The organism is Ensifer sp. GW101-20A05 (assembly GCF_059424735.1).
The window spans coordinates 76,215-92,813 of sequence record NZ_JBWKZT010000009.1; the positions used below are offsets into that span (position 1 = coordinate 76,215).

11 protein-coding genes are annotated in these 16,599 nt (G+C 63.9%); 5 read left to right on the plus strand and 6 right to left on the minus strand.

Annotated features, from left to right (window positions below; all coding sequences use genetic code 11):
• The first annotated feature begins 107 nt into the window (after window positions 1-107).
• The gene (locus AC070A_RS21660) at window positions 108-1,376 is read left to right on the plus strand and encodes a glycerate kinase type-2 family protein (RefSeq protein WP_112996922.1); all 1,269 of its coding nucleotides are present in this window, start codon (window positions 108-110) and stop codon (window positions 1,374-1,376) included.
• A 33-nt stretch (window positions 1,377-1,409) separates the two neighbouring features.
• On the opposite strand, the gene hpaH is transcribed toward AC070A_RS21660, so the two are convergent.
• The 5 genes from hpaH to AC070A_RS21685 all read right to left on the minus strand — a co-directional run bounded on the left by hpaH (window position 1,410) and on the right by AC070A_RS21685 (window position 10,903).
• Complete coding sequence (gene hpaH / locus AC070A_RS21665; RefSeq protein WP_112996923.1) at window positions 1,410-2,213, minus strand: 2-oxo-hept-4-ene-1,7-dioate hydratase; 804 nt, start codon at window positions 2,211-2,213, stop codon at window positions 1,410-1,412.
• Between the two features lie 75 nt (window positions 2,214-2,288).
• The gene (locus AC070A_RS21670; RefSeq protein ID WP_492383907.1) at window positions 2,289-2,426 is read right to left on the minus strand and encodes a hypothetical protein; all 138 of its coding nucleotides are present in this window, start codon (window positions 2,424-2,426) and stop codon (window positions 2,289-2,291) included.
• Window positions 2,427-2,479: 53 nt separating this feature from the next.
• A complete protein-coding gene (pbpC, locus tag AC070A_RS21675; protein WP_112996924.1) occupies window positions 2,480-4,561 on the minus strand; it encodes a penicillin-binding protein 1C in 2,082 nt (693 codons plus the stop codon).
• An 8-nt stretch (window positions 4,562-4,569) separates the two neighbouring features.
• Complete coding sequence (locus AC070A_RS21680; RefSeq protein WP_162728175.1) at window positions 4,570-10,026, minus strand: alpha-2-macroglobulin family protein; 5,457 nt, start codon at window positions 10,024-10,026, stop codon at window positions 4,570-4,572.
• A gap of 211 nt (window positions 10,027-10,237) precedes the next feature.
• Window positions 10,238-10,903, minus strand: a complete 666-nt coding sequence (locus AC070A_RS21685; RefSeq protein WP_113737387.1) for a GntR family transcriptional regulator — start codon at window positions 10,901-10,903, stop codon at window positions 10,238-10,240.
• A 290-nt stretch (window positions 10,904-11,193) separates the two neighbouring features.
• Here AC070A_RS21685 and AC070A_RS21690 point away from each other — a divergent pair, with 290 nt between their 5' ends.
• The gene (locus tag AC070A_RS21690) at window positions 11,194-12,225 is read left to right on the plus strand and encodes a trans-3-hydroxy-L-proline dehydratase (protein ID WP_057249205.1); all 1,032 of its coding nucleotides are present in this window, start codon (window positions 11,194-11,196) and stop codon (window positions 12,223-12,225) included.
• Between the two features lie 77 nt (window positions 12,226-12,302).
• Here the strand turns inward: AC070A_RS21690 and AC070A_RS21695 are convergent, their stop codons facing one another.
• Window positions 12,303-12,923, minus strand: a complete 621-nt coding sequence (locus AC070A_RS21695) for a cupin domain-containing protein (RefSeq protein WP_112996925.1) — start codon at window positions 12,921-12,923, stop codon at window positions 12,303-12,305.
• A 226-nt stretch (window positions 12,924-13,149) separates the two neighbouring features.
• On the opposite strand from AC070A_RS21695, the gene AC070A_RS21700 reads away from it, so the two are divergent.
• The 3 genes from AC070A_RS21700 (at window position 13,150) to AC070A_RS21710 (ending at window position 16,598) form a co-directional block, all read left to right on the plus strand.
• The gene (locus tag AC070A_RS21700) at window positions 13,150-14,727 is read left to right on the plus strand and encodes an ABC transporter substrate-binding protein (protein WP_057249203.1); all 1,578 of its coding nucleotides are present in this window, start codon (window positions 13,150-13,152) and stop codon (window positions 14,725-14,727) included.
• Window positions 14,728-14,790: 63 nt separating this feature from the next.
• Entirely contained in the window at window positions 14,791-15,732 is a 942-nt protein-coding gene (locus AC070A_RS21705; RefSeq protein WP_112996926.1) for an ABC transporter permease, read from the plus strand.
• A complete protein-coding gene (locus AC070A_RS21710; RefSeq protein WP_113737388.1) occupies window positions 15,729-16,598 on the plus strand; it encodes an ABC transporter permease in 870 nt (289 codons plus the stop codon). Before AC070A_RS21705 ends, AC070A_RS21710 begins: the two co-directional genes overlap by 4 nt.
• Window position 16,599 lies beyond the last annotated feature (1 nt).

Sequence of the window (16,599 nt, forward strand, 5' to 3'; positions counted from 1 at the left end):
GGCGGCGGTTGGAGGAACCGCCGCCCGAGACATCATCAAGCAATTCCAGGAAAAGTGTGAAGCGGTTTTCCGCCCGGAAATTGCGTAAGTGCTCTAAGGGGAGACAAATGCCAGCCATCACCGACCCACGCCGCTTCCTGGAAACGCTGTTCACCTCGGCCGTTGCCGCGGCTGACCCGGAAAAGGTGATTGCGGCCAATCTGCCGGAGCGGCCGAAGGGGCGCACGGTGGTCGTCGGCGCCGGCAAGGGCGCGGCGCAGATGGCGGCCGCCTTCGAGCGCCATTGGGATGGCCCGCTTTCTGGCGTGGTCGTCACCCGCTATGGCTACGCTGCCCCTTGCGAGAAGATCGAGGTGCTTGAAGCATCGCATCCACTCCCCGATGAAAACGGTTTACTTGCCTCGAAGCGTTTGCTCACCGAAGTCAGCGGGCTGACGGAGGACGACCTCGTCGTGGCGCTCGTCTGCGGCGGTGGCTCGGCGCTTCTGCCTTCGCCTCCGCCGGGCCTGGCGCTGGAAGACGAGATTGCCGTCAACCGGGCACTGCTTGCCTCCGGTGCGCCGATCAGCGCCATGAACGCCGTGCGCAAGCACGTCTCGATGATCAAGGGCGGCAGGCTTGCCGCCGCCGCCTATCCGGCAAAGGTCGTCTCGCTGATCGTCTCCGATATTCCAGGCGACGATCCGGCGCTGGTCGCTTCCGGCCCCACGCTTGCCGATGCGAGCACTCGCGAGGATGCGCTGACGCTCATCGAGCGCTACAGCCTGGATTTGCCGGCCAATGTCATGGCTTGGATAAAAAGCCCGAATAGCGTCGCGCCGTCGCCTGACGATCTGCGCTTTGCCCGAAACGAAGTCCGGCTCATCGCGTCCGCGTCGGTCTCGCTCGAGGCTGCGGCTACCGAGGCGCGTGCCGCGGGCATTGAAGCGATCATTCTTTCCGATGCGATCGAGGGCGAGGCGCGCGATGTTGGCGGCGTGCATGCGGCGATCGCCCGTGAGGTTGCCGGTCGCGGCCGTCCGTTCGCCAAGCCTGTCGTCGTACTCTCGGGTGGAGAGACGACGGTGACGATCCGCGGGAAGGGCAAGGGCGGCCGCAACAGCGAGTTTCTGCTGGCGCTGGCGCTCGGCATCGATGGCGCCAAGGGTGTCTCGGCGCTCGCCGCCGACACCGACGGCATCGACGGGTCGGAGGACAATGCCGGCGCCTTTGCCGATGATACGACCATCGCCCGGCTCGTCGCCCAACGGCTTGATGCGGCAGCGCTGCTGCAGAAGAACGACAGCTGGACGGCGTTTAACGCGCTCGGCGATCTCTTCAAGCCGGGGCCGACCGGCACCAATGTGAATGATTTCCGCGCCATCCTGGTGCAGTGAAACGGGCGTGTGCGTAGCCAGCCACTGTTCGCGTTAGGCGAAGTGGCAGCTCACCGAGCCATACGCGCCGAAATCCGCGACGATAGTGTCGCCGCTCTTGGCCTCGAGCGTGCGGATGAAAGAGCCTGAGAGGACGATCTGACCGGGCTCGATTGCATCGCCGCATTGCGCAAGCCGGTTGGCAAGCCAGACGATGCCGCGGGCCGGATGGTTGAGGACGCCGGCCGCAAGCCCCGTCTCCTCGATCACCGCATTGCGCGAGACGATAGCGCCCATCCAGCGCATGTCGACCCTATCCGGACGTACGGCGCGACCGCCGAGGATGAGGCCGCCATTGGCGGCATTGTCAGAGATCGCATCGACGAGGGTTCGCGCCTTCTTGCTTTTCGGATCCGTGCGGACGATGCGGCTGTCGAGGATTTCCAGCGCCGGCATCACATAGTCCGTGGCGTTCAGCACCTGGACGATATTGACGCGCGGACCCTTCAGCCCGGCCTTCATCACGAAGGCGATCTCGGCTTCGACCCGTGGTTGAATGAAGCGGTCGGCCGGAATGCTTGCGCCATCATCGAACAGCATGTTGTCGAAGAGTACGCCGGAATCCGGCGTGTCGATGCCGAGTGCCTGCTGCATGGCATTGGACGTCAGGCCGATTTTCCAGCCGATGATGCGGTGGCCGTCGTCGCGCTTGCGCCTGACCAAGGCCGCCTGGATCGCATAGGCGTCGTCGACAGTCATGTCGGGATGTTTGAGCGACAGAAGCCCGATCTGTTTTCGATCCTGCTCTGCCTGATGCAGGCTTTCGGCAGCCTTGGCGATCTCGGTTGCATTCAGCATGGTCCGGCCCCTCCACTCCAGCGTGTCTCACGATACACCAAGGTAGCCACGCGGGCACCGGTCGTCTTGTGATAGTCAGATCGGCTGGCTCGCCAGCATCAGGCCAAGGCCGATGAGGATCGAGCCGCAAGCGCGGGGCACCAGGTGGCCGGCGCCACCAGCCAGCCGCTCGAGCGTGAAGGAAGCGAGGAACACGGCGGCGACATCGGCCACCGCGGCAGTACTGGCTGCAAATCCCGAGGATGGCGTGCGTGAACTGAGCGCCGCTACTCGATAAAGACGCGCACGCTGGCGGCGCGGCCGACCGCGTCGATGACGGTGAGTGTCGAATAGCCGACCCCATCCGGCTGCCATTGTGTCACGCGGCGCCGGGTCAGCTCAGGGAGAGGCCGGCCATTGGCGAGCCAGCGGAATGGCGCTCGTCCGCCTTGCAGCTTGAGCGTCAGCGGCAAAATTGCCTGATGATCCATCCCAAGTTCGACGCGCGCGCCTTCGGGCGGGAAGACGATCTGCGGCGCCGGTTCGCGCGCTGAAGCGTTGACGAGGCCGCTAGCGGTCAGCGAGAAGCGGCGCTGGCTGATCGGCAGTTCCGCTTGCGAAATGCGGATCGCGCCGGCAGGAGCATCCGGTAGCGGGGTTATGCCGAAGCCTGACTTGGCGAAGCCTTCGAAGAGAATGGGGGCGGCACTGCCATAGCCGGTGAGGCCCGGTACGGCACCGTTGTCGGGACGGCCGACCCAGACACCGAGCACGTGGCGGCCGTCATAGCCGACCGACCAGGCGTCGCGGTAGCCGTAGCTGGTGCCGGTCTTGTAGGCGATGCCGCGCTGGCGGCTGCCCGTCGGCGGCAACACGCCCGAGAGCGCATCGGAAACATTCCAGACGGCGACGGGGGAAAGTAAGGGTTCGGCCTCGATCAGGCCGGCCTTGCCATCGATGCCGTCGCCAAGACGAAGGGGGAAGCCGCGATTGGCAAGTGCTGCATAAAGCTGGACGATATCGCGCAGCGAAAGTCCGACGCCGCCAAGGCCAATGGCAAGTCCGGGCGCTTCGCCTGCCGGCAGCCCCGGTTTAACCTCGGCGCGGCGGAAGCGCATCATCAGCTCAGCCGGGCCGACCGCATCGAGAAGGCGGATCGCCGGCACGTTCAAGGAGAGTTGCAGCGCCTCGCGCACGCTGACATCGCCCTGATAGCTCATGTCGAAGTTGCGCGGCCGATAGCCGAAGAAGTCCGCCGGCCGATCCTCGATGATCGTTTCCTGGCTGACGAGCCCCTCTTCGAAGGCGAGGCCGTAGATGAACGGCTTGAGGGTGGAACCCGGCGAGCGCGTGATGCGGGTCATGTCGATCCAACCGGAGCGGCTCGCATCGAAATAGTCGGCCGATCCGACCGAAGCGACGATCTCGCCGGTTTTGGCATCGGCCATCATCATGGCGACCGAAACCTTCGGCCCCAGCTTGGCAGCGCCCTCCCTTGCCACGGTTTCGAGGTTGCGCTGGACGGCGAGGCGCAAAGTCGTCTGATGCCGGGCCGCGTGCGGGTCCTTGCGCAACGCGCGCTCGGCGAGATGGGCGGCATAGGACGGCAGCTGTAGGCGGCGCGAGGGGACAGATGTCGCGATTGCGCGCTCGGCTTCGCCGTCCCCGATGACGTCAGCGACGGCGAGACGCGTCAGCACCCGCTCGCGGGCAGCGACTGCCGCGGCATGATTGCGATCCGGCCGGCGCTTTTCCGGCAATTGCGGCAGGGCGACGAGCAGCGCTGCCTCGCCGGCCGTCAGCCGCTTCGGCTCCTTGCCGAGCCAGGCGAGACTTGCGGCGCGCACACCCTCGATGTTTCCGCCATAGGGCGCGTGGGTGAGGTAGAGGTTGAGGATCTGGTCCTTCGATAGGCGCCTTTCGATCTGGATAGCGCGGGCGATCTGCAGGAGCTTGGCGGTGACTGAGCGCTGCGCGCGCGGCTCGATCAGGCGTGCGACTTGCATCGAGAGTGTCGAGGCGCCTGAGACGATCCGGCCGTTGCTGACGAATTGCAGAGCAGCGCGGCCGAGCGCGAGGAAATCGACGCCCGAATGCTCCTGGAAGCGCTGGTCCTCATAGGCGATCAGCATCTCAAGAAACTGCGGATCGACATCGTCGACCGTCGTCTTCAACCGCCAGAGACCTTCCGGTGTTGCGAAGGCGCGCAGCAACTGCCCGTTGGCATCGTCCACCTCACGTGAGACGACGCCAGCCTCCGCAAGTGGGGGCGGAAAGGCCTCGTCGGCCTTCTCGATCGCAAAGCCCGTCAGCCCCGTCAGCAGCAGGCAGACGGGCAAGGCGATCAGCAGTTTGCGCCCAATCGACATGGACGTGCCTATTGTGCCGCCTGAACCTCCATGCGCCCGGTGGCAGTGCGGGCCGAAAGCTGCGGCCGGTACATATCCTCGACGGAGGCAGCCGGATGGTCGTAAACGCCTGGGGTCACGGCACGCACCACATAGGCGAGCGTGACTTCGCGCCCCGCACCCGTGCTTCGGTCCAGCGCCGCGACGAAGCGGTCGTTGCGGAACTCCGTATGCGTCGCGGTGATTTCGCCGAGCCACTCGAAGTTGCTGAGCTGGGCGCTGTCGACGAGGCTCGGATTGTCGATCTGGAAGCCGGCCGGCAACAGGTCGGTGACGAGCACGCGCGACGGCCAGTCGTTGGCTTCCGTCACTTTCAGTACGACGACATAGCGCTGGTTCTGTCGCGCTTCCATGACGTTCGCCTCGGCGCCATCGAGCGTGTAGTAGGTACGCTCGATGGTGAAACCGTCGCCGCCGGCCGAAAGCGGCTGGGCAGGTGCGGCGACCGTGGTGACGACGGCCGAGACCGGATCGGCGCCCTGGTTGCGGATCACGATCGGATGGGTCGTAAGCGCGTCGCCGGTCATCTGGGCGGCATAGCTGCCGGTCTTCGATGCGCCGTTGACCTCCAGTGCCATATCCTCGTCGCCGTTATGGATGGCGCGGGCGGCAAGCAGCATCCAGGCCTGCTCCTGGGTGCTGGTGTAGGTCTTCTGTTCCCACTCCCTTGCCACGATCTTCGACAGCTCGGGAACGATCGGAGGCACCGGACGGCTTTCGGCGGCGAGCGCCAGCACCGCCGCGTTGTCACGCAGCGACGAGCCGTAATCGGAGCGCGACAGGCTGACATTGATGAGGCCGGTCGACATGTTCGCCGCCTTGGCAAAGGTATCCTGCGACCCCTGGGCGTCGCCATAGAGTGCCAGCGCCGCGGCGATATGCGCCTTGGCGAGCGGCGTCGGGAAGTCGTCGATCAGCGTGTTGGCGTAGTAGCGCAGGTCGTTGATCGCCGCCTTGCGATTGCGGGCGAGCACGTAGAGCGCATAGGCGATCTCGTTGCCGCGATCCTTGGCATTGGTGTCGTAGCTGACGCCGTTCTGCAGGTTTTCGAGCGCCTGGACCATCGCGGCCTCCGGCACGTCGTATTTCTGTTCGCGGGCGCGGGTCAGGAAGTCGGTGACATAAGCATCGAGCCAGAGGTCGCCATAACCCGGCCCCCAGAGGCCGAAGCTGCCCGACGACGATTGATAGGAAAGGACGCGATAGATCGCCTCCTGCACCCGTTTCGTCACGCCTTCGTCGTCGGTGAGACCGGACTGCTTGGCGAGCTCGCTGAGATAGAGCAGCGGCAGTGCGCGGCTCGTCGTCTGCTCGGCGCAGCCATAGGGGTAGCGATCGAGCGTCATCAGCAGCGCCGGCATATCGAAGGCGGCCGAACGCGTGACGCTGAGGTTGACCGAGGCGCCCTGCAGAATGCTGTCGGCGAGCAACTGCCCGTCGACGGTCAGGCTGCTTCCCGGCGCGATCGCGACAACCTGTCGCTGGGTCACCGGCAGGGTGGCCGGACGCACGAGCAGATCGAGCGACTGTTCCAGCGAAAGGCCGTTCGCACCGGTCAGTGCCACCGTGACGACGCCGTTGCCGGGGTATTGCCCGACCACCGGCAAGGTGATGGAGGAACGGCCGCCCTGTTCCAGGGTCACCGTGTTGCCGGTGCCCGGTTGTTCGACCGTGGCGGGACCGCTGGTCGTGACATGGATCTGGTAGTCGCCGGTCGGTGCATCGGTGTTGGCGATGTCGAGCCTCAGTTCCGACCGGTCTCCCGGCGCCAGGAACCGCGGCAGGCTGGCGGTGACGACGACCGGATCGCGGATCACCACGTCGCGCATGGCGTGGCCGACGCCGGATTTCGTCCAGGCAACGGCCATCAGCCGCGCCGTTCCGTTGAACTGCGGGATGTCGAAGCTGACGGTCGCCTTGCCGTCGCCGTCGAGCTGCACCGGACCTTCGAAGAAAGCGACCAGCTTTTCCGTGGGCGGGCTGCCCTGAAGAGCGACCTGTCCGCCGTCACCGCCGGTGCGCAACCGCCCGGTGGCGCCAAGCGAGCCGTCGATCAGGCGGCCGTAGAGGTCGCGGATCTCGAGGCCTAGCTGCCGCTGGCCGAAGTACCAGGCTTCCGGATCTGGCGCCTCGTAACGCGTGAGATTGAGGATGCCGACGTCGACCGCGGCGATCGTCACATAGGCTTCCTCGTTGGCACCGGCACCGGCAACCTGAAGGCTGATGTCGAGTGCCTTACGCGGTTCCATTTTTTCCGGTGCATCGAGTGTGACCGCGAGCTTGCGCTCGGCCGGATCGACCGAGAGCCATTTGATGCCGATCGAGCGCATCGGCATGCGGCTTTCCTGCGCATCGCCCGGCCGGTAGAGCGTCGCCGTCACATAGGCGCCGGCGCCCCAGGCTTCGGTAACCGGCAGCTCGACTTCGCCGCCTTCCGCGGCAATCGATGCGGTCTGGGTGGTGATCAGGTTCTCCGTGCCGACAGTGACCAGCAGTTCACCGGCAAAGCGCGGCGAGACCTTGAGCTTGGCCGTGTCTCCGACCGCGTATTTCTCCTTGTCGAGCGCGATCTCCAGGCCGTCGGGCGTTTCGGTCGAGGTGGCAGCGACATACCAGCCGGCGTCGAACTCGACGCTCGACGTCGGACCGTCGATCGAGGCTGTCTCGACCTCCAGGCGATAGCGCCCCCAACCAACCGGCACGGCGATTTCGCCGCCGTCTTCCGTCAGGTCGACGCTGCCGTTTGCCACCTGCTTGGTGGTGACGACAGGCTCGTATTTCCAGGCGCTGCCGTCACGGTACCAGTGATAATTGCGCTCGACGCTGATGAGTTTCCACAAGGCCCCGGGCATGGCGATCTTGCTGCCGCTCGGATCGACGGCGATGACACGGAACTTGCCGACGGAATTTTCGGCGAGTTCGCCTTCGAATTCCGGCTTGATCCCGAGCATCGGGCCCTCGGCGCGCACGGGCAGTTTCAGCGAACGTTCGACGGCGCGGCCGCCGGCCTCGCGCATGCGGACGGTGACGGTCGCGTCGAGCAGTTGCGTGGTCGAGGGCACTTCATCGATGAGGACGTCGAAGCTGGATTCACCTTCCTCGTCGAGCGGTGAAAGTTCCTCAAGCGGCAGGCGCGTGTCTTCGCTCGCCTCTTCGTCGGCGAGGCCGAAGGAATAGCCCTTGAAGGCGGCACTTTCGCGCGTCGGCTTGATCGTCACTTCGCCTTCGAGCTCGAGGCCGGCCGCGGGCGCGCCGTAGAGATAGCGCCCGTCGACAGCGACGCTTGCCGTCTCGCCGACAGCGATTTCCTTTGCGTCGCTCGTCAGGTCGAATTCGGTACGATCGGGCACGAAGTCGTCGACCAGGAATTGCTTTTCGCCGATCGCCGGGGATTTCGGATCGGTGAAGATCTGCATCGTCCAGGTGCCGCGCATGGCGTTTGCCTGGGTGTCTAGATCGAGCGTATGGCCGCCGAGCTTGCCGCCGGGGCTGGTCATGCGGCGATATTCGACGCCATCAGGGCGCAGGAAGACGAAGGTCAGCGGCAGGTTTTCGATCGCCATGCCGTCGACGTCGCGGGCAAGCGCTGCGGCATGCACCGTCTCGCCGGCGCGGTAGATGCCGCGCTCGGTCCAGGCGAGAATGTCGATGGCGCCGGGGGCCGCGCGGCCTGTGACGCCGCGGTCCGAGAGGTCGAAGCCGGCGCGGCTCATGTCGAGGAAGACGTAATCGTCTTCGCCGTTCTTGGCGGTGATGACAGCAGGGGTCAGTCCGGCCGTGCCACGGATCAGGCCGGCGGTGAAGGTAACGCGGCCATCGCTATCGCTGGTCGCGGTGCCGAGGATCTCGTTGTTCTTGGCGACGAGCTGCAGTTCGACGCCTTCGATCGGTTCGGCCGACGCGAGCGAGCGAACGAAGACGTTCAGCCCGTCGGTGCCGGCATAGGTGGAAACGCCGATATCGGAAACGACGAACCATTGCGTCGCCCGCGCATCCCATTCCTGGCTGACGCCGGTGGTCGGGGCTGCGGTTAGAACGTAGACGCCGGGCTTGCGCTCAGGCAGCGCCTCGTCGACCGGGAAGCTGGTGACAACCTCCTTGTTGACGTCACGCTCAATGTCGATCGTGCCCTGCCATACGAGTTCGCCGCTTTCGTCCTCAATGCGCTGGGCGCTGTAGCCGTCGAGCTGGGTCAGGAACTGCGAGCTCTGCAGCACCTCGGCGATGCTGCGGTCGCCGACGCGGTAGAGCTTGAGTTTGGCGCTGTCGGTATTGACTGATACGAGGGGGATGCCGCGGCGCGCGGTCGAGGGCAGCACGAAGCTGTCGCCGGTGAAGCGCACCATCTGGGCGCGGTCCGCGACATAGATGTCGAGGGTGACAGGCGCTTCGAGCACTTCGTCCACGGTGGAGGGCAGGCCGGTGCGAAGCGTCAGCTTGTAACGCTCGCCATGCGAAAGTCCCTCGACGCAGATCTGGTCGCCCTTGGCTTCAAGCGCTTTTGGCGCCGCACCGTTGACGGTGACGAAGGAGGCATAGTCGGCGCCGCTCTTCAGAAGCTGTTCTGAGAACTGCACGCAGGCGCGGGGCGTTGCTGCGTCCGAGTCGATCGTATGCTCGACCACGCGGAAGCCCTTGCGCTGCTTGAGATCGAGATAGGCCGCCTCGACCGATTTCGCCTTCACCAGCTCCAGGCTCGCCTTGTAGGCGTCCAGTGCGGCGCGGAAGTTTTCAGCGCCTTCGAGCGATTTCGCCATGACGGCGAGCGCATGGGCGCGGCTCTCGGTCGTGCGCGTGAGTTCATAACCGTTGATTGCAGCGATCGCCGCTTGCATCGACACGGCCGAATTGTTGGTGATGCGGTTGGCCGTGCGGGCTGTCTCAAGCCAAAGCTCGGCGTCGTCGGGCGTGATCGCCAGCGCACCCTGGAACGCCTTCAGGGCGTTCTCGATATTGCCCATGCCGGCCTGGCCGCGCGCCATGTCGAGGAGCGTATTGACGCCCATCCCCTGCTGGTCGTCGGCAAGGGCGAGGTTGGCCTTGGTGTTGCGGGCGTCCTGCAGGATCTGGTCCGACAGGAATTTCAGCCGCGGCGGCGCGCCGATATCGGCTTCGGCGGCCTGCGGCTGCACGATCTTGCCGGCGATCGCGCCCGGGAAGGAATTCAGCTGATTGTAATCGGACTTGAGGAAGCACCACTTCACCTTGGGATTGTAGGTGAAGGCGCGGCAGGACTGATCGGCGATACAGGTCTGCTGGCACTCATCGAGCGAGACGTTTTGCTCGGTCCTGAGATCGAAACCGAAATAGTCGCCATCCTGCGTTATCTCGACTTGGCGACCGGTCTCCTGCGCAGCGGCGGGACTTCCGATGGTCAAAAGAGACAAAAGTAGGGTGGAAAGGCCGAATAACGCGCGCACAGACATCAAGTCCTCCCAACGCTGCCGGTCTCGATAGAGGCTTCACTTTTCAGGCTTCCGCGTCGCTTGTCAACCGAGGAGAGATCAAGCTCCGGTGCAATTTCAGCGGGAGTCCAAGTGTGAAGGATTAAACATCGACCCGGAATGAAACAAGATAAAACGATATGTAAATCAAACTATTATGACGGGTGGTCAAAGCGGCGGGAAAGTCGCGCCGCTAGCCTCTTTGTTCTCTGAGGAAGATGGTCAACGAGCGACCGGCATCAAGGACATGGTCGCGCGTCAACGCACAAGCCCGCTCGGCATCGCGTGCCATACAGGCATCCAGGATCGCCTTGTGTTCGCGACGCGCCCGGGCAACGCCTGACGTCAGCGTCAACTGTGCCCGAAGGTAGCGATCGATACGGTCGAGCGAGGCGCGGACGATCTGGAGGTAATAGGGCCGCCGCGCCGCCTCGTAGAGACTGTAGTGGAAGTTGCGGTTGATCTCGCCCCAGCGCTCCGCATTCTCTTCGCGCTCGAACTCCTCGCAATGCTGGCGTGCAAGCTCGAGCGTGCGGCGGTCGAGATTGGGCACGGCCAGACGAATGACTTCAGCCTCGATGAGCGCGCGGAATTCGAAAATCTCTTCGATTTCTTCGATCGAAAGCCCGGCGACAACCGCGCCCTTGTAGCGCTCCGTGGTGATCAGGCCATGCTGCTCAAGGCGTGAAAGCGCCTCGCGCACCGGAATGCGGCTGGTGTTGAACATCTGGGCGATGTGGTCCTGGCGCAGGTTCTCGCCCTCGGCGAGGTCACCTTCGATGATCGCCTTGCGCAAGGCTTCATAGACGATATCGGCGGCTGAGGCGGCTTGCCTGACATCGACGGCATCGAGTTTCATCGTGTTCAAACCCTGCTGGCCAAGCCTTCCGGCTCGGCGGATTCGGAAGCGTTTTTGCGTTGTTGGTCAATGGTCATAGGTCCAATTCAGACGCCGGGCAACAGAGCCTTGTGGCCCAAGAGGCGATTTCGAATATTTCAGATTGTATATTGGATCCAATATTTCTATGAGTCTTTTCGTCGGGCTCAGCGCTGTCGCGTATCATCCCGGTAATATGCGGGAGCACGGCCGATGCGCAGGGTATCGGTCGCCCAGGTGGCACCCGTCCACCGCTTGGAAGGAGAAGAGGCATGCGCAGCAACAAGGTCGTCCACATCGTTTCCTGCCACGCGGAGGGCGAAGTCGGCGACGTCATCGTCGGCGGCGTCGCACCCCCGCCCGGAAATACGCTATGGGAACAGCGCCGCTTCATCGCTGAAGACCAGACACTGCGCAATTTCGTGCTCAACGAGCCACGCGGCGGTGTCTTCCGCCACATCAACCTTCTCGTGCCTCCGAAGGATCCGCGCGCGACGATGGGCTTCATCATCATGGAGCCCGAGGATACGCCGCCGATGTCCGGCTCCAACTCCATCTGCGTTTCCACCGTGCTGCTCGACAGCGGCATCGTGCCGATGCAGGAGCCGGAAACTCGCATGGTGCTGGAGGCGCCGGGCGGACTGGTGAACGTCGTCGCTGAGTGCCGCAACGGCAAGGCCGAGCGCATCACCGTCACCAACGTTCCGTCGTTTGCCGACAAGCTCGACGCCAAGCTCGAGGTCGAGGGCCTGGGTACACTCGCGGTCGACATCGCCTATGGCGGCGACAGCTTCGTCATCACCGACGCCCGCGCGCTTGGCTTTTCCGTGACGCCGGACGAGGCGCGTGAACTCGCCGAAACCGGCATCAAGATCACCCGCGCGGCCAATGAACAGCTCGGTTTCACCCATCCGGAGAATCCGGAATGGGATCACATCTCCTTCTGCCAGCTCACGCTGCCGATCGAGGAAAAGGACGGCGTTCTGCACGGTCGCAACACGGTTGTCATCCAGCCGGCCAAGCTCGACCGTTCGCCGACCGGCACCGGTTGTTCGGCACGCATGGCGGTATTGCATGCCCGCGGCGTGATGAAGGTCGGCCAGCGGTTCAGCGGCCATTCTATCATCGATTCGACGTTCGATTGCCGCATCGTCGGCGAGACGACGGTCGGGGGACGCCCGGCGATCGTGCCGGAAATCTCCGGCCGCGCCTGGATCACCGGCACGCACCAGGTGATGCTCGACCCGGCCGATCCCTGGCCGGCCGGCTATCGGCTTGCCGATACCTGGCCGCGCAAGCAGTAAGCGCGCAGACCGGCGCCCTGCATCTCGCGCAGGCGCTCCAATACGTCGCTCGCGCAAATCGCTGCGCGAGCGACCCGTCAGTCTTCCTTGATGATCCGGGTCGTGCCGACCCAGAGTTCGCGGGCCGGCCCGGCGCCGACATTGCGGGCGCTGTGCGGCAGCGAGGCAGGGAAGTGCAGCGTGTCGCCGGCCTTCAACAGATATTCCTTGCCGTCGATCTCGTAGAGCATCTCGCCCTCGATCAGGTAGAGGAAGTCCTCGCCTTCGTGGCTGGTCAGTTCGGAGGCGTAGCCCTTGGGCATATGGGTGATGCAGCCATTGAGCGCGGCGCCCGGAAAGCCGCGTTCGATCAGCTCGTAGACGCGCTCCTTGGTCTCGACATTGTAGCCGGGGCGTTCGCCGGCATGCGACACCATGGAATGCCCGTGCTGCGGCGGCTGCGACAGGAAGGTGTCGACGCTGGTGCCAAGCGCGTTGGCGACGTTGTAAAGCGAGATTAGCGACGGGGTGGAGATGCCACGCTCGATCTGGCTGATGAAGCCTTCCGTCAGACCGGCCTCGCGTGCCACGTCCTTCATGGTCTTGCCAATTTCCTTGCGGCGCGCCCTGAGCATTTGCCCGAGCGAGGCGGGAGTCGAGGTTTCGGGGAGGGAGGCGCCACTGGCTGCTTCTGGCGCCTCTTCGATCTTCAAGGGCATGATTTTCTTTCCGCTTGACTCACGTCTATCGATGTACTTTAGTCCAGCTAAAGTTGGTTCGGCAAGCGATCAGATCGCATGCTGGCCTTTTGAAAAGGGGAACTACAAGAACGTCTTCGCGGCAATCCGTCGGCGTCTAAAAACAGTAAGAAAAATTGGATCCAATATCCAATTGAACGTGTTGAGCGCGCGATCGATGCTGGCTGCGGTCAAAAGGAGGAGTGAGATGAAACGTATATTGCCAATCATGCTCGGGGCGACGCTTGGGCTGCTTGCAGCCACCTCGGCATTTGCGATCGAGCGCGGCGGCGCGATGACATTTGCGCGCTATGACGACTCGACCGTCATCGATCCGGTTTATGCGGACCGCAATCCTGATCTCTGGATGGTGAACGGCCTTTACGAAACGCTGTTGCGCAATGGCCCTGACGGCTCGATCGTGCCGGGGCTTGCCGAAACCCATGAGGTCTCCGCCGACGGCAAGACCATCACAATGGCGCTCCGAACTGGCCTGAAATTCTCCGACGGCTCTGATCTGACCGGCGCCGACGTCGTCTTTTCGCTCGACCGGGCGCGCAACCCGGAGCTCGGTCCCTGGGCAGGGCTCCTTGGCGCCGTCGACAAGGTGACAGCCGATGGCAACAAGATCACCGTGTCGCTGAAGAACCCCGATCCGACGATCATCTCGATCCTCGCGACCTTCAACACCGGCATCATGCCGAAGGCTGCCTTCGAGAAGGCGGCTGGTGCAACGGACCAGGAAAAGGCACGCGCCTTCTTCGCAGCCGGACCGGTAACCTCTGGTCCTTTCGTCATGAAGAGCCACGTGCAGGGCTCAAGCATGAGCTTCGAGCGCAACCCGAACTACTGGCGCCAGGGTGAAGACGGCAAGCCGTTGCCCTATCTCGACCGGGTGGAATTCCTCGTCATACCCGATGACGCCACCCGCATTCTCAAGCTTCAGGCCGGCGAAGTCGATGCGGCCGAGTTCATTCCCTTCGCCCGCGTCGGCGAACTCGGCGCCGATCCGAACCTGAAGATGGAGCTCTTCCCGTCGACCCGTATCGTCTACGCGCCGATCAACACGCGCGAGGCGAAGAAGGACGGCTCGAAGAACCCGCTTGCCGATATCAAGGTGCGTCAGGCGCTGAACTATGCGACCGACAAGAACGTGCTGATCAAGCTCGTGACTTTCGATACCGGCAAGCCGATGACCTCGCTGATGTCGGCCGCAACCCAGCTGCACTACGGTCCGGAACCGCTCTACCCCTACGACCCGGAAAAAGCCAAGCAGTTGCTTGCCGATGCCGGCCTCAGTGGCGGTTTCGAAGTGAAGCTCACGACGCTTGCCGGCAGCGCCGACGACGCGACGCTGTTTACCGCCCTCCAGCAGATGTGGGCGCCGCTCGGCGTCAACCTCAAGGTGGAGCAGGTCGACAACCCGACACGCGGCGAGAAGAACCGCGCCGGCGACTTCGACATCCACACCTATGGCTGGGCAAACGACGTCAACGACCCGGCGCAGGTGACCGGCTGGCTCGGCTATTACAAGCAGCGCCAGGCGGTCGGCACGGGCTGGAACAACCAGGAATTCAACACGCTGTTCGAAGCCTCCAACGTTGAGACCGATCCCGCCAAGCGCAAGGATGAATACAAGCGCATGCAGGAGATCTACGCGGCAGAAGCGCCGTTGCTTTTCCTGTTCGAAACGCCGTTTGCCGTCGCGGTCTCCAAGTCGATCGAAGGCTACGTGCAGACGCCGCTCGGCGCCAACGACTTCTCCGAAGCCTGGCGCGCCGACTGATTGCGGAATGATCTGCGAAGGCCGGGTGGAAATCCGCCCGGTCTTCCGTTGAAGGTTGGATCCATGCCCTCACTTTCCTATCTCGTGGCGCGGCTGCTGCAGATCATCCCGACGTTCCTCTTGGTGATGATCTTCATTTTCTTGCTCGTGCGCCTGTTGCCGGGCGATCCGGCAATCGCCATGGCCGAGGCCAAGGCGACCGATGCCCAGCTTGAACAGATCCGGCACAATCTCGGTCTCGACCAGCCGCTGCCGGTGCAGTTCCTCGTTTTCGTCAAGAACACGCTGACGGGTGAGCTCGGGCGCTCGATCATGCTGAAGGCGCCCGTGACCGAGATCATTCTCGCTCGCCTGCCGACGACGATCTTCCTGGCGCTCTATTCGGTCGTGCTTGCCATCTTCCTCGCCGGTCCGCTCGCGTTTCTCGCGGCGTCGCGCGTCAACACTCCTGTCGATGTCGCGATCCGCGGCGTCTTTCAGGTCGGCCTTTCCATGCCCGTCTTCTATATCGGGCTGCTGCTGCTGACGGTGCTGGCCGCGCAACTGCGCTGGTTCCCGGTCGGCGGTTACGGCAAGACCTTCCTCGCCAATCTCTACCATCTGATCCTGCCGGCGCTGAGCGTCGCGCTCTATACGTCGGCGATCATCCTGCGCAATCTCAGGGCCTCGCTGATCGAGGTGCTCGACGCCGACTACGTGCAGTTCGCCCGCGCCAAGGGGCTTTCGCCGCGCATCATCATGACCCGGCACGTGCTCAGAAACGCGCTCGTCTCCACCGTGACGCTGCTGGGCCTGTCTATCGGCAACCTGATGAGCGGCACGCTGGTGACCGAGACGGTCTTTGCCATTCCGGGCGTCGGCCGGCTGATGCTGGAGGCGATCTTTGCCCGCGACTACCCGTTGATCCAGGGCCTGACACTGACCTTCGCCGTGCTCGTCTCCGTCGTCTTCCTTTTGACGGATGTCGTGCAATCCTGGCTCGATCCGAGGCTTCGCCAATCATGACGGCTCTCACGCAATCTCATTCGCCGACGCGGGGTCGGATCGCTGCCTTTCTGGCCCGCGCCTTTTCCCGTCCGTCCTTTGTCGTTGGCGTCGTCATCCTTGGCCTGTCGCTTTCACTCGCGTTGTTTCCGCAGGTCTTTGCGCCCTACGATCCGCTCGCCTTCGACCTCCAGGCAATCCAGCAGCGGCCGAGCCTTGCGCATCCCTTCGGCACCGACAATTTCGGCCGTGACGTGCTCTCGCGCGTCATCTGGGCCTATCGCGTCGACATGCAGATGGCCTTCTTCGCGACGATCTTCGCGCTTTTGATCGGGATCACCGTCGGCGCCTTCGTCGGCTACTACGGCGGCATTGCCGACGTGATCTTCGGCCGCTGCGTCGACGCGATCATCACCTTTCCATTCCTGGTGTTGGTGATGGCTATCGTCGCGGTGCTCGGCCCCGGCCTCGTCAACATGTATGTGGCGATCACCGCGGTGAACTGGGTCTATTACGCCCGGCTGACGCGCGCCGAAATCATGGCACAGAAGGCCAACGACTATGCTGCCGCCGGCCTGGTGCTCGGCTATTCCGACCGGCGCATCATCTTCCGGCATCTGCTGCCGAATGCGATTTCGCCGATCCTCGTCTACTGGATGACCGACATGGCGCTCGCGATCCTGCTCGGGTCGTCGCTTGGCTATCTCGGCCTCGGCGCGCAGCCGCCGGCGGCCGAATGGGGTGTGCTGATCGCCGAGGGCCGTAACTTCCTGATGACGGCCTGGTGGATGAGCCTGATGCCGGGCATCGCCATCGTCTTGACCGGGCTCGGTTTCAGCCTCGTCGGCGACGCGCTTGCCGATCTGCTTCGACCGAAGGGGCGCTGAC

What these genes read in the sequence shown, in the direction of transcription:
- AC070A_RS21700 (WP_057249203.1), top strand. Translation starts at nt 13,150, where the DNA reads ATGAAACGTATATTGCCAATCATGCTCGGGGCGACGCTTGGGCTGCTT.
- AC070A_RS21695 (WP_112996925.1), bottom strand. Translation starts at nt 12,923, where the DNA reads ATGCCCTTGAAGATCGAAGAGGCGCCAGAAGCAGCCAGTGGCGCCTCC.
- AC070A_RS21660 (WP_112996922.1), top strand. Translation starts at nt 108, where the DNA reads ATGCCAGCCATCACCGACCCACGCCGCTTCCTGGAAACGCTGTTCACC.
- AC070A_RS21690 (WP_057249205.1), top strand. Translation starts at nt 11,194, where the DNA reads ATGCGCAGCAACAAGGTCGTCCACATCGTTTCCTGCCACGCGGAGGGC.
- AC070A_RS21685 (WP_113737387.1), bottom strand. Translation starts at nt 10,903, where the DNA reads ATGAAACTCGATGCCGTCGATGTCAGGCAAGCCGCCTCAGCCGCCGAT.
- AC070A_RS21705 (WP_112996926.1), top strand. Translation starts at nt 14,791, where the DNA reads ATGCCCTCACTTTCCTATCTCGTGGCGCGGCTGCTGCAGATCATCCCG.
- AC070A_RS21710 (WP_113737388.1), top strand. Translation starts at nt 15,729, where the DNA reads ATGACGGCTCTCACGCAATCTCATTCGCCGACGCGGGGTCGGATCGCT.
- hpaH (WP_112996923.1), bottom strand. Translation starts at nt 2,213, where the DNA reads ATGCTGAATGCAACCGAGATCGCCAAGGCTGCCGAAAGCCTGCATCAG.
- pbpC (WP_112996924.1), bottom strand. Translation starts at nt 4,561, where the DNA reads ATGTCGATTGGGCGCAAACTGCTGATCGCCTTGCCCGTCTGCCTGCTG.
- AC070A_RS21680 (WP_162728175.1), bottom strand. Translation starts at nt 10,026, where the DNA reads ATGTCTGTGCGCGCGTTATTCGGCCTTTCCACCCTACTTTTGTCTCTT.